The organism is Hyphomonas sp. (assembly GCF_046313975.1).
GTDB lineage: Bacteria > Pseudomonadota > Alphaproteobacteria > Caulobacterales > Hyphomonadaceae > Hyphomonas.
Map to the genome: position 1 here is coordinate 30,648 of NZ_JBKBXB010000026.1, position 14,735 is coordinate 45,382.

At 64.4% G+C, this 14,735-nt stretch carries 17 protein-coding genes, 1 tRNA gene and 1 pseudogene; 15 read left to right on the forward strand and 4 right to left on the reverse strand.

Features of this window, described 5'->3' with window-relative positions:
• The first annotated feature begins 23 nt into the window (after positions 1–23).
• From ACK4TE_RS10450 to ACK4TE_RS10465, 4 genes are read left to right on the forward strand one after another with little or no spacing between them, the layout of a single operon-like run.
• The gene (locus tag ACK4TE_RS10450; protein WP_409911453.1) at positions 24–383 is read left to right on the forward strand and encodes a hypothetical protein; all 360 of its coding nucleotides are present in this window, start codon (positions 24–26) and stop codon (positions 381–383) included.
• Between the two features lie 44 nt (positions 384–427).
• A complete protein-coding gene (locus ACK4TE_RS10455) occupies positions 428–1,063 on the forward strand; it encodes a hypothetical protein (protein ID WP_409911454.1) in 636 nt (211 codons plus the stop codon).
• A gap of 25 nt (positions 1,064–1,088) precedes the next feature.
• Entirely contained in the window at positions 1,089–1,424 is a 336-nt protein-coding gene (locus tag ACK4TE_RS10460; protein ID WP_409911455.1) for a heavy-metal-associated domain-containing protein, read from the forward strand.
• The gene (locus ACK4TE_RS10465) at positions 1,421–1,813 is read left to right on the forward strand and encodes a hypothetical protein (RefSeq protein WP_409911456.1); all 393 of its coding nucleotides are present in this window, start codon (positions 1,421–1,423) and stop codon (positions 1,811–1,813) included. Before ACK4TE_RS10460 ends, ACK4TE_RS10465 begins: the two co-directional genes overlap by 4 nt.
• Before the next feature lie 19 nt (positions 1,814–1,832).
• On the opposite strand, the gene ACK4TE_RS10470 is transcribed toward ACK4TE_RS10465, so the two are convergent.
• A complete protein-coding gene (locus ACK4TE_RS10470; RefSeq protein ID WP_409911457.1) occupies positions 1,833–2,144 on the reverse strand; it encodes a winged helix-turn-helix domain-containing protein in 312 nt (103 codons plus the stop codon).
• Between the two features lie 20 nt (positions 2,145–2,164).
• Positions 2,165–2,788, reverse strand: coding sequence for a hypothetical protein (locus ACK4TE_RS10475; RefSeq protein ID WP_409911458.1), 624 nt, complete (start codon positions 2,786–2,788; stop codon positions 2,165–2,167).
• Between the two features lie 137 nt (positions 2,789–2,925).
• On the opposite strand from ACK4TE_RS10475, the gene ACK4TE_RS10480 reads away from it, so the two are divergent.
• The 7 genes from ACK4TE_RS10480 to ACK4TE_RS10510 all read left to right on the forward strand — a co-directional run bounded on the left by ACK4TE_RS10480 (position 2,926) and on the right by ACK4TE_RS10510 (position 10,268).
• Complete coding sequence (locus tag ACK4TE_RS10480; protein WP_409911459.1) at positions 2,926–4,182, forward strand: cytochrome P450; 1,257 nt, start codon at positions 2,926–2,928, stop codon at positions 4,180–4,182.
• 149 nt (positions 4,183–4,331) lie between these two features.
• Entirely contained in the window at positions 4,332–5,312 is a 981-nt protein-coding gene (locus ACK4TE_RS10485) for a 3-oxoacyl-[acyl-carrier-protein] synthase III C-terminal domain-containing protein (protein WP_409911460.1), read from the forward strand.
• Positions 5,313–5,316: 4 nt separating this feature from the next.
• Positions 5,317–6,288: an NAD-dependent epimerase/dehydratase family protein gene (locus tag ACK4TE_RS10490; protein ID WP_409911461.1), complete on the forward strand. Its 972-nt coding sequence runs from the start codon at positions 5,317–5,319 to the stop codon at positions 6,286–6,288.
• Positions 6,285–7,064, forward strand: a complete 780-nt coding sequence (locus ACK4TE_RS10495) for an MBL fold metallo-hydrolase (RefSeq protein ID WP_409911462.1) — start codon at positions 6,285–6,287, stop codon at positions 7,062–7,064. The genes ACK4TE_RS10490 and ACK4TE_RS10495 overlap by 4 nt, the downstream gene beginning before the upstream one ends.
• Positions 7,061–8,332, forward strand: a complete 1,272-nt coding sequence (locus ACK4TE_RS10500) for a F390 synthetase-related protein (protein ID WP_409911463.1) — start codon at positions 7,061–7,063, stop codon at positions 8,330–8,332. Before ACK4TE_RS10495 ends, ACK4TE_RS10500 begins: the two co-directional genes overlap by 4 nt.
• Before the next feature lie 68 nt (positions 8,333–8,400).
• Entirely contained in the window at positions 8,401–9,180 is a 780-nt protein-coding gene (locus tag ACK4TE_RS10505; RefSeq protein ID WP_409911464.1) for a hypothetical protein, read from the forward strand.
• Positions 9,181–9,185: 5 nt separating this feature from the next.
• Entirely contained in the window at positions 9,186–10,268 is a 1,083-nt protein-coding gene (locus ACK4TE_RS10510; RefSeq protein ID WP_409911465.1) for a DUF3419 family protein, read from the forward strand.
• 7 nt (positions 10,269–10,275) lie between these two features.
• Here ACK4TE_RS10510 and ACK4TE_RS10515 read toward each other — a convergent pair.
• Positions 10,276–10,352: transfer RNA gene (locus tag ACK4TE_RS10515), tRNA-Arg, on the reverse strand.
• 239 nt (positions 10,353–10,591) lie between these two features.
• Here ACK4TE_RS10515 and ACK4TE_RS10520 point away from each other — a divergent pair.
• Genes ACK4TE_RS10520 through ACK4TE_RS10530 form a run of 3 tightly spaced genes read left to right on the forward strand, consistent with a single transcriptional unit; the run spans position 10,592 to position 13,114 of the window.
• A complete protein-coding gene (locus ACK4TE_RS10520; RefSeq protein WP_409911466.1) occupies positions 10,592–11,332 on the forward strand; it encodes an FRG domain-containing protein in 741 nt (246 codons plus the stop codon).
• Positions 11,332–12,405 (forward strand): DUF262 domain-containing protein, encoded by a 1,074-nt coding sequence (locus ACK4TE_RS10525; protein ID WP_409911467.1) that lies wholly within the window; start codon positions 11,332–11,334, stop codon positions 12,403–12,405. The genes ACK4TE_RS10520 and ACK4TE_RS10525 overlap by 1 nt, the downstream gene beginning before the upstream one ends.
• A 55-nt stretch (positions 12,406–12,460) precedes the next feature.
• Positions 12,461–13,114 (forward strand): Eco29kI family restriction endonuclease, encoded by a 654-nt coding sequence (locus tag ACK4TE_RS10530; RefSeq protein WP_409911468.1) that lies wholly within the window; start codon positions 12,461–12,463, stop codon positions 13,112–13,114.
• On the opposite strand, the gene ACK4TE_RS10535 is transcribed toward ACK4TE_RS10530, so the two are convergent.
• On the reverse strand, positions 13,098–14,261 hold the full coding sequence (locus ACK4TE_RS10535; protein WP_409911469.1) for a DNA cytosine methyltransferase: 1,164 nt from the start codon (positions 14,259–14,261) through the stop codon (positions 13,098–13,100). The genes ACK4TE_RS10530 and ACK4TE_RS10535 overlap by 17 nt on opposite strands.
• A 199-nt stretch (positions 14,262–14,460) precedes the next feature.
• On the opposite strand from ACK4TE_RS10535, the pseudogene ACK4TE_RS10540 reads away from it, so the two are divergent.
• A pseudogene (locus tag ACK4TE_RS10540) lies at positions 14,461–14,735 on the forward strand (hypothetical protein); the annotation flags it as partial.

The following is a 14,735-nucleotide window of genomic DNA, read 5'->3' on the forward strand; positions in this document are numbered from 1 at the left end:
CGGGCGGGCATCTTGACCCCAGCATGCTGAAACGCGCCCTTCTCCTCTGCCTTGGCCTCTGGCTCATCGCCGTCGGCGGGCTGTCTGCGCATGCAGGGCCGTGTGACATGCGCGAAGCCGCAGTTGCTGAAACTGCGGCCCCTGCAGACGCTCATGCCCATTGCGACATGATGGCTCCGCCCACGGACGATGCGGCTCCGGAAATGCCGGACGCACCAGACCGGGATGCCAGCTGCTGCTGCCCGGCCGTTCTGGCCGGCGTGCCCGCCGCAGAAGCGCCGGAAGCCGCCGCGCCGCGCTTCGCCCTGATGGCTGCATTGCCAGCCGACATAAGCGCCCCGTCGCGCAATCTGATTCCCGAACCGCCACCCCCGAAGGCCTGATCCGTTCATCATTCTACGGATCAACGCTAATTGAGGAGTGGCTTATGCCCACCCGATACCTTGCTGCAGGGCTCGCCCTGGCAGCGCTCGCGGCGCCTGCCAGCGCCCGGCCCGTCTCCTATCCCGGAGGCTGGACCATCATGCAGGACAACAACGCGATGTATTCTTCGCTGCATGTCCATTATTCGCCAACCGCTTCGGATTCGATTGGCCTCTACATCGAGGATAATCAGGACATGGATGTCCGTTTCATGGGGCTGCAATACAACCGCCTCCTGAAGCGGTGGAACGCCCCGCAGAGTCAAGGCAACCTCTACCTCAAGCTGGGCGCCGGCATGGCCGATCCGTTTGGCAGCCGGGACGCAGAGGCCGGAGGATTTGCCGGCCTCTCCGCCGACTGGGAAACCCGGCGCGTGTTCTTCTCCTATGACGTGCGCGGCCGCGACTTCGCCGGAGACCAGACCGTCAGCCATGCCGCGCGCGCGGGCATCGCCCCCTACCTCGGAGAAGAAGGCGCCCTGCACACATGGATGATGGTGCAGGTCGAAAACACTCCGGAGGCGGAGGAACCGGTGAAGGTGACACCGCTGCTGCGTTTCTTCAAAGGCCCTCTGCTCTTCGAAGCCGGTTACACGATTGAGGAGGAAGAATTCCTGCTCAACTGGACCTGGCGTTTCTGATATACTTTTCAAAAGGACTTCTCATATGACTACCCTGAAAACACTCGCCCTCGCCTCTTTCCTGGCGCTCTCACCGGTGATCCACATGTCATCCATCAACACCGCCCACGCAGCCGAACCCGCCCCCGGCGAAATCATCATGCTGAATGTCAACGGCCTCGTCTGCGATTTCTGCGCCGAATCCGTCCGCAAGATTTTCGGCAAGGAAGAGGCGGTGCAGAAGGTCCATGTCGATCTCGCCAATGGCAAGGTGCGCGTTGATCTCAAGCCGGGCAAATCAATGGACGACGCGGCACTGGAAAAGCTGATCCGCAAATCCGGATACGCCCTTGTCTCCATCGACCGGACCGTCGCGAAATGACGGACACGGATGACATCCGCCCGCCCAGCACATTACCCGCCTTCCTGTCGCTGTTCACCTCGACCGGCACTCTGATCTGCTGCGCCTTGCCTGCGCTGCTGGTCAGCCTCGGCGCCGGCGCGGTGATGGCGGGGCTGATCGAGGCAGTGCCGCAGATTGTCTGGCTCGGCAAGCACAAGGCCGCCGTGTTCGGCATTGCCGGGGCGCTGCTGATCGTCTCCGGCCTCTGGCAATGGCATGCCCGCAGCCTGCCCTGCCCGGCAGACAAGGCACAGGCGGATGCCTGCGCCCGCGCCCGGAAGGTCAGCTGGATCGTCTGGGGACTGAGCGTTGCGCTCTACGCAATCGGCTTCTTCTTCGCCTTCCTCGCAGCACGTCTGCTCTACTGATCGCGGGGGCGGCGGAGGCCTACTCCGCCGCTCTCATGATCGCTTCCATCCGCTGGATCCAGGCGAGCCAGGCCTTGCGGCCCTTGTCGGTCAGATGCACGCGCGTCTGCGGCTTCTTGCCGACGAAGAGTTTCTCCTGCCGGACATAGCCTGCCTCTTCCAGCTTTTTCAGATGGGTCGAGAGATTGCCATCAGTCGCGCCGACCTTGTCGCGCAGCTCGCCAAACACCGCCGGACTGACGGCCGAGAGATAGGCCATCACACCCAGCCGCAAGCGGCCATGGATGACATCATCGATGTCGTTGTGATCGAAAGGATTGTCTTCGCTCATCGCGCCCACGCCTTTCCGGCTCAGATCGTTTCCGCCGGTTCGGCCCGCATCATCATCAGGCCCGGAATGCAGACGGCGACGAAGGCGGACGCCGCCCCGACCAGCCAGATATACTCCGTACCCGTCAGGAATACCGCGGCAAGCACACCGGCAAACGCCGCGATGCCGGCAAATTTGAGCGCCGCCTGTCCCGAGATCGTGCCGGTGACAAACTGGCCGATGCCATAAATGCCGAGCACCATCGGCACAGACCAGTAGAACCCCTCGATGCCTTCGCCGGTGAAAGCAAGGCGCGCGATCACGCCGGTAAAATACACGAACATGAACAGGCCTGCGGTCGTCCAGAGCACGCCCTGCACCCGGTTGCCGGCCGAGGCCCGGCCCGGCTTTCCGGACTGCCCTTTCACCAGAAGATACTGCCCGCCGCCGCCGATGACGCCAAAGGCCGCCCACATCATCCAGTAGGCGGACGGATCGAGCCCGAACATGCCCTGCGAGATGATGAAATGGCCGGTATAGGCAATGCTGACGAGGCCGCCCCACATCGCCAGGAAGGGTCCGCCCAGCAGCGGGGCATTCTCGCCGGCCTCGGCAAGGTCACGCAGATAGGCGAGGTCGCTGGAGAGGGATTCGGCGCGGGTCATTTGAAGCTCCTGAAAGCACTTTGAAATGCAAAGTATTTCGGTTCGCGGCGCGTGTCAATCCGCCTGAACCTGTTGCCTCGCGCGAGAAATCCTGAAATACAACTCTTGCGTGTTTCTGGGGAGCGCCTGTGTCCGGGTTGAAAACTGAAACCGAAAGCCGGCCGCTGCCGAATGGCTTCGAGCTGACCGAGCTGAACCCCGATTTCCTGCGGGATCCGCATCCCGTCCTCGACCGCCTGCGTCAGGAGGCCCCGCGCCACATCCACCGGCATGCGCATTTTCCCGACGCGCCCACAGGGCTCTACCTCACGCGGATGGACGATGTCCGCGCCATCCTCTCGGACGCCACTTACCAGCGCGACCCGCGCTCCACGCCGCCCGGCTCCCTCGCCCGCGCCTTTGCGCCAGCCTCCGTGATGATCGATGGCCCGCACGGAAACCTGCTCTACCTCGACGGCGCCCAGCACCGCAGGGTGCGCAGCGTCATGTCGCGTGCGTTCACCCCGCGCTCCATCCAGGCGAAGCGTGCAGAAATCGAGGCGCTCGCGGCGGAAATGCTCGCCCGGCTCGCCGAAAAGCCGGAATTCGACTTCATCGCGGAATATGCCGCGCCCTTCCCGATCTATGTCATCGCCCGTATGCTCGGCCTGCCGGATGAGGACATGGCGCAGTTCCGCCAATGGTCGGAAGACCTGATCTTCGTGTTCAATCCGCTGCGCACGCCGGACCAGGACGCCCACCAGAAAGCGGCTTTTGCGGGACTCGAAGACTATTTTGCAAGGGCCATCGAGGCCCGCCGAAATCAGCCTACGGACGATCTTCTCTCCGGCATTGTTCACGGCGAAGCCGATGCTGGCGGAAAGCTTATCGATAATGAAATCTCGACGCTCCTGCTCCTCCTCCTGCTCGCCGGCAACCTCACCACAGCCGATGTTTTCGGAAACGGCCTCCTCGCCCTGCTGGAGCATCCGGAGGAATGGGCGGCACTGAAGTCAGACCCGTCTCTCTCTGCCATCGCGCCGGAAGAATTCCTGCGCTTCGGCCCGCCGGTTGCCATCGCTGCACGCTATGTTCCGGAGGACCGCGAAATTCTCGGCTGCCCGGTCAAGCACGGCGCGGCGGTGGTTCTCTCCCTGATCGGCGCCAACCGCGATCCCGAAACCTTTGATGACCCGCACGCATTCCGCATACGGCGCGGACGGCGCGATCACGTCGCCTTCGGCGGCGGCGTGCATGCCTGTCCCGGCGCGCCGCTTGCCCGGCTCGAAATCGAGGTCACGCTCAACCTGCTCGCGCGCCACTATCCGGCCCTGCGCCTTACGGCCCCCGCGACCCGCGACAGGCCGACGCTCGGCTTTGTCGGCCTCAGCCGGCTGATGATCGCCCTCAACTGACCCCGTTTCCCCGAAGCGCCTGGCTGTGCCTATGCGTTGCAGGCCAGCTTGCCAGTATTCTCAAAGCGCAGTATAATAGGTAAATGTTCACTCACATTGAGCGCCAAACAAGGTCGTGCCTGCCGGCCACTGCCCCGGTCCTGTCGGGCATGGGACTGGGCCTGCCCTCTCGCGAGGTGTCTTCTGTGGAGATCGACCGGCGGCTCGGCAAGCCCGAGGGCTGGCTGGAGCGCGCCTGCGGCGTTGCCCGCCGCCCGGTCGCGGCGCCCGAGGATACACAGGAGCGCATGGCCGCCGCCGCCGCGCGGGCTGCGCTCAAAGATGCCGGACTAACCCTCGCCGATATCGGCCTCCTGCTATTCGGCGCCTCCGTAGGCCGCCAGCCCATTCCCGGCACGGCGCCCCTGATCAAGCGCGAACTGGGCGGCAACGCGCTCCGCTTCGCCGCCTATGATGTCAACGCCACCTGTCTCAGCGCGCTTGTCGCGCTGGATCTCGCGGCCTTGCAGATTGCTGCCGGCCGCGCCCGGCATGTGCTTGTCGTCACGTCCGAGATCGCCTCCCGCGCCCTGCCCTGGGCCGACGCGCCGGAAACGGCGGGCCTGTTCGGAGACGGCGCGGCGGCCTTCGTCGTCAGCGCTGCGCCCCTGCAATTCGGCAACGGAATGCGCTTCGGCGGCTTCCACATGGAAACCTTCGCGGAGGGTTATGAGGCCTGCACGCTGGCCGCGGGCGGCACGGGCATCGACTTCCATGCGGACCCTGCCGCCTTCGCGCGAAATGCCTGGTTCCGGATGGACGGTAAGGCGCTCTACCGTGTCACGGCAGCTGCCCTGCCAGGCTTCCTCGACCGGCTCCTTAGCCAGTCCGGCCTGACGCGCGGCGATATCGATCTCGTTGTGCCGCATCAGGCGAGCCCGCATGCGCTCTCCCACATCATCCGCCGCGGGGGGTTCAGCACCGAACGCGTCTTCGACCGTGTACGGACGCTTGGCAACCAGGTCGCCGCTTCGTTGCCCGTCGCGCTGAACCTTGCCCGCGCAGAGGGCCGCATCGCGCCCGGCATGCGCGTCCTGCTGATTGGCACATCTGCCGGCGTCTCGCTCGGCGGGGCGATCCTGGAGACCTGAGCGCTTGGCCGCCATCGCCATCACCGGCGCCACGGGATTTCTCGGCGGCGTGCTTGCGCGCCGCCTGCTGGCGCTCGGCCAACCGGTGATCGCAATGGGCCGCGACCGGGAAAAGCTTGCCGCCCTGGAAAAACTTGGCGCAAGGGTTCTGCCTTGTGATCTCTCCCTTGGCGCGCCGCCTGCGGACGGCCTTGAGGCAGATGCGCTGGTGCACTCTGCCGCCCTGTCCTCGGCCTGGGGCCGGACTGGCGACTTCCGTGCTGCAAATGTCACCGGCACGCAGAGCGCGGTCGTCCTTGCCCGGAGCATCGGCGCGCGGCGCTTAGTGCACATCTCGACACCCAGCCTCTATTTCCGCTTCCGCGACCAGCCGCGCGTGCGCGAAGACGCGGCGCTGCCCGCGCCCGTCAACGCCTATGCCGCCACCAAGCGCGAGGCCGAGCAGCTCGCGCTCACCGCTTCCGATCTCGACCCCGTCATCCTGCGCCCGCGAGGCATTTACGGCGCCGGTGACACAGCGCTGCTGCCCCGGCTGCTGCGCGCGGCGCGCAGCGGCCCCCTGCCGCTTGTCCGTGATGGCGCCGCAGAGACGGACCTGACGCATGTGGACGATGTCGCCGCCGCGATCCTTGCCGCACTTGCCGCGCCGCCCGCCCCTGCGAGCCGCATCTTCAACATCTCCGGCGGCGAACCGCTCCCCATTCGCCGGATTGCCGAAGCCGCCGCAGCCCGCGCCGGCGCATCCGTCCGCTGGCGGAGCATTCCTGAGGTTGCGCTCCTTGCCGCCGCCCGCACCCTGGAACTGGCCGCGTGTCTTCACCCCGCCCGGCCCGAACCCCGGATCACCGCCTACAGCGCCGGCCTCTTTGCCTTCACCCAGACGCTCGACCTCTCCGCCGCCCGCGCGCATCTCGGCTGGACGCCGCAGATATCCTTCGGCGAAGGCCTCGCGCGGACCTTCGGAGACGGGACATGATCACCGGGCTCACCTTTCCCGACAGCGCCGGCGTCTCGGTTCCGGAAGCCCTGGTCTTGAAGGGCGGACTCTGGCGGGTGATCCGCCTAGCCGTGCGATATGCCCGCTTCTCTCACCCGGTTGAAGGCCCCTGCCTCATCGACACCGGATACTCGCGGCGCGTCACGGCGGGGCGCCGCTCGTTTCCGCTCTCCATCTATTCCGCCATCCTGCGTCCGCGCCTGACGCCTGACGCGCTGCCAGACGCCTGTCCCGATGCGCGCACCATTCTCCTCACCCATCTGCATGCGGATCATGTCTCCGCCCTGCGCGACTATCCTGCCGCCCGGATCATCGCCGATGCGACGGCAGCAGATCATTTTCTCGGCGCATCCGCCTTCGCCCGTACGAGGCACGGCGTGTTCCGGGAGCTTCTACCACCGGATTTCCGGCAGCGCCTGACGCCGCTCGGCGCCCTTCCGGCCACCGACGCGCCCTTCGGCCTCGGCCCGGCGCGGGATGTGTTCGGCGATGGCAGCGTGCTCGCCATCCCCCTGCCCGGCCACATGCGGGGGCATACCGGCTTTCTGTTCCCTCAGATGGACCCGCCTGTCTTCTATGCCGGCGATGCCGCCTGGCTCGCGCGCGCCATTCGAGAGGGGCGTCCGCCCGGCCCGCCGGCGCGCTGGATTCTCGATAACGCTCAGGCCGAGGCCGAAACCGCCGCACGCCTCAACGCCTTCGCGGCTGCGGGTGGGCGCGTCGTCCTCTGCCATGATCCGGAGCATGCGGGATGACCGCGCCGCTCGCCCTCGCGCTCACCCTCTCTGCCTACTGGCGCACGAAAGCCCGGGCTGCACGCCTCAACACGCGCTCGGCGCTGCTCGCCTGGCAATCCCGGCGCCTGACACGCTTCCTCACCTCAGAGGCGCCCCGTGCCGAGGCGTTTGCGAACCTGTCCGGCCATCCGCTCACGGACTTTCCGATGATGGACAAGGCCGCCCTGATGGCAGGCTTCCAGCGATACAACATCGCTGGCATCAGCGCAGATGACGCGTGGCAGGCGCTCGCCGCCACCGGACGCATCAACCGTTTCAGTGTCGGCGCCAGCACCGGCACCAGCGGCAATCGCGGCCTCTACCTCGTCAGCGATGCGGAGCGCTATCTCTGGCTCGGCACCCTCCTCGCCAAGGCGCTGCCGGATCTCCTCGCCCGCCGCTACCGAGTTGCCGTCATGCTGCCGCGCTCGAGCCGCCTCTATGACGCCGCCAACGAATCCGGCCGGCTCGCGCTCAGGTTCTTCGACCTGACTGAAGGGCTGGAGACCCAGCTTGCGGATGTGGCGGCCTTCCGTCCGAACGTCCTTGTCGCACCGCCGCATGCGCTGGTCGCACTCGCCCGCGCCGATCTTCCGCTCTCGCTGGCGAAAGTCTTCTCCGGCGCCGAAGTGCTTGACCCGCTGGACCGCGCTGAAATCGAGGCGCGCTTCGGCCTCACTGTTCGTGAAATCTACATGGCGACGGAAGGCCTGTTTGGCGTCGCGTGCGATCATGGCACGCTGCATCTCTGCGAAGATTGCGTGGCGTTTGAATGGGAGCCGGAAGGCGGCCTTGCCAAGCCATTGGTGACAGATTTCACGCGCCGCTCGCAGCTAATGATCCGCTACCGGATGAATGACCTCCTTCGTTTGTCGCATACAACCTGTCCCTGCGGCTCGCCTTTGCAAGCCGTTTCGGAGATTGCAGGACGGGCGGATGATTCTTTCCGCCTCAGGCGAGCGGATGGCGCGGCCATCACCGTCACACCGGATATCCTGCGCAATGCCATCCTTGGCGCGAACCGTGACATCACGGATTTCCGCCTTGTGCAGACGGGCGCCGCATCGCTCCGCCTGCTGCTTCCGCCGGGCCAGGCGGGCGCGCTTCCTGCTGCTCATGCGGCGCTCACCCGCCTTTTCGACGGGTTTGGCGTACCGGCTGACATTTCAACCGCTGCCGAACCTTTGCCGCTTCCCGAAGGTGGAAAGCTCCGGCGGGTCATCCGGGAGCGGACGGTCTGCGCATGACCGGCTCATTTCTCCCCGGCTGGTATCCTATCCTTCGGCTGAGCCGCCTCGCGCGCCGGAAAAGATCCGTGGTGCTCGCGGGCATTCCTCTCACCGCATGGCGCGCCCCGGATGGTACACCCTGCCTTGTGGCGGCCCGCACCGGTGCGGCCTGGCCATGCGCCGCGGCCGACGGATACCTCCATACCCCGCTCGGCGAGGATGCAGGCCCGTTCGCTCCGCCGGCGCCCGCGCTCTCCGGTCCGCACACCACCGCGTTCGTCGACGGCGACGTCCGCGCGCGCCTCGCGGATATCGCCGAGAACATTCTCGACACCACGCATACGAGCGTTGTGCATCAAGGCTACCTGCGCCGTGCTGCTGATCGCCGGCCCGTGGAGGCGCACACCGCCTCCGGCCCGGGATGGATTGCGGCGACCTATCCGCCCGGCGCTGCGCCCGGGGGTTGGGGCGCCCGCCTGATCGGCGCCCATCGCTACACGATCCGGGACCGCTTCACTGCGCCGGGCATTGCCGAAGTCCTGTACACGGATCAATCCCGCCCTGTCTTCTGCGCCCGGTTTTCCCTGACGCCGCGCTCGGAAACCGAAACCTATATCGCCGGGGCCATCTCCGTTCCCGGCAAGGGCCCCGCCGCCCTCCTCAAGCTGGCGATGCTGCGCGTGTTCTTCCTGCGCATCTTCTCGGAAGACCGCGCCATTCTCGAACTGATCAGCGCCAATCGCGGCTGCCACGGCAATGCGCCCATCGTCTACACTCCACAGGACCTGATGCGCCCCGGCATCGATGCCATCCTTTCCGGCCGCTCGCCCGCCGTGCCGTCCGCTCCTGTCCGGCTCAGGGTGTAACGCGGATGGCGGACTTCTCCACCACCCTGAACTTTACTTCCGCCAACGAGGATGGCGCCACCGAGCTTGCCGCGCTGAAAATTCAGCCGGCGGATCATGTCCTTTGCCTCACGGCCAGTGGCGCCCGTCCGCTCGATCTCTTGCTAGGCAATCCCGCCCGCATCACCGCCATCGACATCAACCCGGCGCAGAACGAACTCCTGCGCCTGAAGATCGCGGCCTTCCGCGCGCTGGACCATGAAGGCCTCCTCGCCTGGCTCGGCATCACGCAGACGCCGCAGCGCCTGCATCTCCACAGCAAGGTCGAAGCTCTCCTGCCGCCCGCCTCGCACGCCTTCTGGCAAACGCGTCGCCGCGCCATCGCCGCAGGAATCTGGCATTCCGGGCGGTGGGAGCGCGTTCTGCGGCTCGGCGCTGCCGGAACGCAGATGATCCGTGGGCGGCGCATTGATGCGCTTTTCGGCGCTCCCACGCTCGAAGACCAGGGCCGCATCTGGCGGGACCATTTTGACGACGCCGTCTGGCACAGCGCCGTGCGCCTGCTTTCACGCCGCTGGTTCTGGACCCGCATCATCGGCGAACCCGGCGGCGCCTTCCTCCCCGATCCGGCCGCAAGCGAGGCCCGCCTCACCGGCCTCTTCCGCCGCGCGGCCGAAAGCTTCTTCTTCCGCGAGTCTGATTTCGCCACGCTGATCTTCCGCGGCCGCCACACTGCCGGCGGCGCACTGCCCCTCCACCTGCAGCCGCAGAATTTCGAAACCATCCGCATACGGCTGGACAGGATAAGGATCGCCGAAGCGGGCCTTGCAGACCTTGGTGCATCCGGCCTCGCCCCGTTCGATGCCTTCTCCCTGTCAGACTTCGGCTCCTATTGCAGCGGCGAAGCCTATGATGCCTGCTGGCGCGGCATCCTAGCCGCCGCGCGTCCCGGCGCCCGTTTCTGCGAACGAATCTTCATGAACCCCGTCCGCCCCGGCACTGCCCTCGCCTCGCGCATCCGCATTGATGAAGCCCAAAGCGCCGCCCTGACAGCCGCCGACCACGCCATCATCTACGACATCCGCGCCGGAACGCTGTCACCGCAATAGAGAGAAGTGGTGACCCCGGCGCGATTCGAACGCACGGCCTACAGATTAGGAATCTGTCGCTCTATCCTGCTGAGCTACGGGATCTTACCAATTAAATCAGCGCGTTGCGGCCCTCGCTCGACCCGACGTGACCGCTCCAGGCCATCGTCAGGCCATGTTCCGACCTTCCGCCGGGCCGGAATACCAGACGGTCTGACCAGTGTCACCCGAGAAGCCACCTTGAACAATTTGATGTTCGCAGCGGATCAATCTAGCATTGCCGGGGGTGACTGAGTCGGCGCGGCATCGACTGGACCGGGGAAATTTCGAGCGGGGATAAGCAGTTGAAACGACCTGACAGAGAGATTGGATCGATTGCGGATCTGATCGACGCCCTCAGGGCCGACCTTACAGAGCCCACCCCGGTGTGGTTTCGCGGTCAGGCTGATTCCGCTTGGCGGTTGCAGCCATCCCTCTCCCGGTCCGGTGGAATCCAAGTTGAAAGAACCCTTATCAAGCGCTTCCGACAGAACGCATTGCCGCACGTCGGGCTGATGCCAACTGACGAATGGGAATGGCTGTTCTTGATGCAGCACCATGGCCTTCCGACACGCTTGCTGGACTGGACGGAAAGCGCGCTGGTGGGTCTGTACTTCGCAGTCTGGGAAGAAAACGTTGATGTTGATGGAGCGCTCTGGGCAATTGAGCCCATCGAACTGAACCAAATACAAAATTGGGAAAAGAGCCATGTCACTGACATTCCCGGCTTAGGAATCGACTCTGAACTCGATTTGTATCTGTCTTCTGAAGTGGCTAAACAATCTGGCCTTGTGTTGCCGACGCTCGCTGTACTCGCCGTCCGAAACTCAGCTCGCATTCAAATGCAGCAGGGAGTATTTACAATCTTTCATAAGAAGCTTGAGCCACTCGACGCCATTGCGGGCGGTAGCTTTGCATGGCGCTACATCGTACCGGCAGCCGCAAAAGCTCGGATCCGCACGGAATTGGCCATGCTGAACATCAACAAGCTGTCGCTCTTTCCCGAGCTGGCAAATGTCGCCGAACAGGCACGGGGAGCAATCTGATGACTGAATTCACGATCAGCACAATGATAGACGCCAACGTGCTGGCACTGGTGGACATGCGAGATCGAATCGACAGGGCGCCCGATTACCAACGCCCGGGTGGCATCTGGAACATTAAGAAGAAGCAGCTGTTCATCGACTCGCTTCTGAACGGGTACGACGTTCCCAAGATGTACTTCCATCAGCTTTCGGGAAAGCACGCCCACGAACAGTATCGCTACTCGATCATTGATGGCCGTCAACGGGTGGAGGCGATCCTAGAGTTTGTGGACGGGCGGTTTCCCCTCTCCGATGACTTCCAGCTAATGTGGGATGATAAAATACAGGCCGCAGGCAAGACTTTCGACGAACTGCAAAAGGACCACCCGAGACTACTTATCAAGTTTCAGTCACGCAGCTTGGCGATCCAAGTGGTCACCGCCGAAGATCTCGACTTCATCGAGGACATGTTCTCCCGCTTAAACGAGGCGGTCCCGCTCAACTCGGCCGAAAAGCGGAACGCGTTCGGGGGGCCGTCGCCGACAACGATACGAGCCCTTGCAAGCCACGCGTTCTTCAAAAACAAGGTCAGGGTTTCGTCGTCCCGCTATCGGCACTTCGACCTTGCGACAAAGATGCTTTATCAGGAATGGAGCTTTGAAGTTGCGAGCAGGCATAAGGCCGATATCCGAATAGTAGACACGAAACGTGCCACGTTGGATTACTTCGTTCAGAACATCGGTGAGGCTGAGCGCCCGCTACTCAACGACGTAGTGGCAATGTCTTCCTCGGTCATGGACCACCTGAATCGCGTGTTTGTGGACAAGGACGAGCTCCTCAAGTCGAGCGGCATGGTGGTAGTCTACTACGTGCTGTTCTCGATGCTGATGCGGGACGGTGTTGCAGACAAAGCATCTCGCAGGGCGCTTGTAGAATTCGAGGAACGTCGGGCCGAAAACAGGGGTCGCTTCGAGAGGGAGGAAAGGGAAATAGACTTCTCCCTCATCGAGTACGACGAGCTCGCCCAGTCATCCAACGACGCTTCTGCTATAGCGCTAAGATACCGGGTGCTCAGGGATCATCTGGGCCTTTGACCACCCGCGCATTTTTTGGCGAGACTCCCACCAAGACTTCTGCGATCTATCGAGGATGGCACAGAAGTCCCCTTCCCTAGAGTTCGATCCGTTGGCGGTCGAGAACATCGGCGTCACCCTCGCCGTCGAGCTGCTGGAGCAGCCGGTATGGCGCATGCCGCCGGAGGTGTTTGCAGGCGCGGGCGTCTACGCGCTGTACTACACCGGGTCGCATCCGGCCTATGCCGACCTCGTCCGCATCGATCAAGGGCGACACAAGTTTCCGCTCTACATCGGAAAGGCGGTTGCTCAGAACGCGAAACAGGGCTTCAGCCCCGCCGGAGGAGCTGGGAAGAAACTTTACGATCGGATACACAACCACGCGAAGTCGATCAATCAGGCGAGCAACCTGGAGCTCGATGACTTCCGGTGCCGGTTCCTGGTCCTGAACGACGCCTACATCACCTTGGCTGAATCCGTGATGATCCGACTCTTCAGGCCTGCATGGAACGGAACCAGTTTTGTATCAAATGTAGTCGGGAAAAACCGAATCGACGGTGATGTCGGCATATGGGACGCCCTGCACCCTGGGCGCGGTGGAAGACCGTCCGGGACGGAACGCGAGAGCGTTGCGACAGAGCTGATCTCGAAGAGGATCGCTGAATTGTCTGAGCCGATAAAGGATCCTCAGGTTCAACGGATGCACGACCGCGTCATGCGCTTCGTCTGAGGCGCTCCCTGACGCTCGTCAGTACGGCCTCGGCCATCCGCGTAGGCACCGCGTTGCCGAGCTGCCGCATCGTCTCCGACCAGGAGCCGTGGAATACCATCTCGTCCGGGAACGTCTGGAGACGCGCGCTCTCACGCACCGTGAAGTAGCGCACCGACCCGTCGGGCCGTCGCAGCATGTTCTCGCCGCCCGGTACTCCGTGTACCCCCGCCTTGAGCGTCTTCGCCGGCTCGTCGAGCGGGCTGCCGGTGTGACCGACGTAGGTCCGGGCGCCGGGGATGAACCGGTGGTCGTGATGGTCGGCTGCGAGCAGCGGGTGGCGCTCGGGGTCCGGCAGGTCGGAAATGGCGTCGCGCACCGTCACCCACGGCTCCATCCGGGGAGGCTCCGCTAGTCTGAGCGCGCGCTCCCGCCCCGCACCGCCGTCCGGCCTCTTCTTCGGCGTGACCCTGTGCTGGTCCCAGTACTCGTTCGACCTCCACTGGCTCCAGAGCAGCGCGTCCTGCGAGTGGGTCTCGGCCGGGAAGTGCCAGTCGAACTCGAGGTCGCTGCGGAAGCCGACGATGAAGACGCGTTCGCGCCTCTGCGGGACGCCGTAGTTGGCGGCGTTCAGGACACGCATCACGAGGTTGTAGTGCAGCCCGTCGTGCCGTCCCGAGGTCTCGTACCTCTCCAGCCGGCTAAGGTGGTCGAGCCACGGTTCGTCGTGCCGCGCGGTCACCTCGGGGTGGCGAAGCTGCAGTCGCACGTACTCCAGGTAGCTGGCGAACGACGTGCGCGTCAGCCCCTTCACGTTCTCGAACACGAACGACTTCGGCCGCAGCTCTCGCACGGCCCTGACGGCCTGCGGGAACATGTCCCGCTCGTCGAGGAAGGCTCGGTGCCGGCCGCCCAGCGAGAACGGCTGACACGGCGGCCCGCCGGTCACGAGGTCTACCGAACCCCTTACCTTGCCGAAGTCGAACTCGCGGACGTCGCCCTCGACGATCTTCCAGTCCGCGAACTCCTTCAGTCCGCGCCGCTTGTTCTCGCGAAGGGTGTCGCAGGCCCACTTGTCCCAGTCGAGCACCAGCGCCGGCCTGAAGCCGGCGCGCTCGGAGGCAATGCCCAATCCGCCGGCGCCGACGAAGAGCTCGACCGATTTCATGGATCCGCGCGCCGCCAACTGAGACCTCCGTTCCCGTATTGTTCTTTTCTGCATCGAGCAGCGAAGGATGTCCATGGCCCGATTCGGGCGGCATCGTACCCGTGGAATTCTCCGTCAGATCGGCGGGATCAAACAGATCCCGTCAGCCCCGCACTGGCTTCGCCCCGACACGCTGGCTTTGCCAGCACAGGAGCACAGCATGAAGATCGAGTTCAGGAACATTGCCCGCCACGAGCGGCTCAGCAGGGAGACACCGTGCTTCACGGCAGACCTCTACGTCGATGGCGTGTTTGAGGCGTACGTCTCGAACCGCGGAAACGGCGGCGGCAACGACTACACGTTCCCCGAGGGGCGCAGTTGGAGGTCTCTCGATGCCATCGAGGCCCGCGTCGCAGAGCTCAGTCTCACCGAGACATTCGAAAGTGACGGTGAGAGCGTCACACTGCCGTTGGACCTCGAACTGATGAGCTTCCT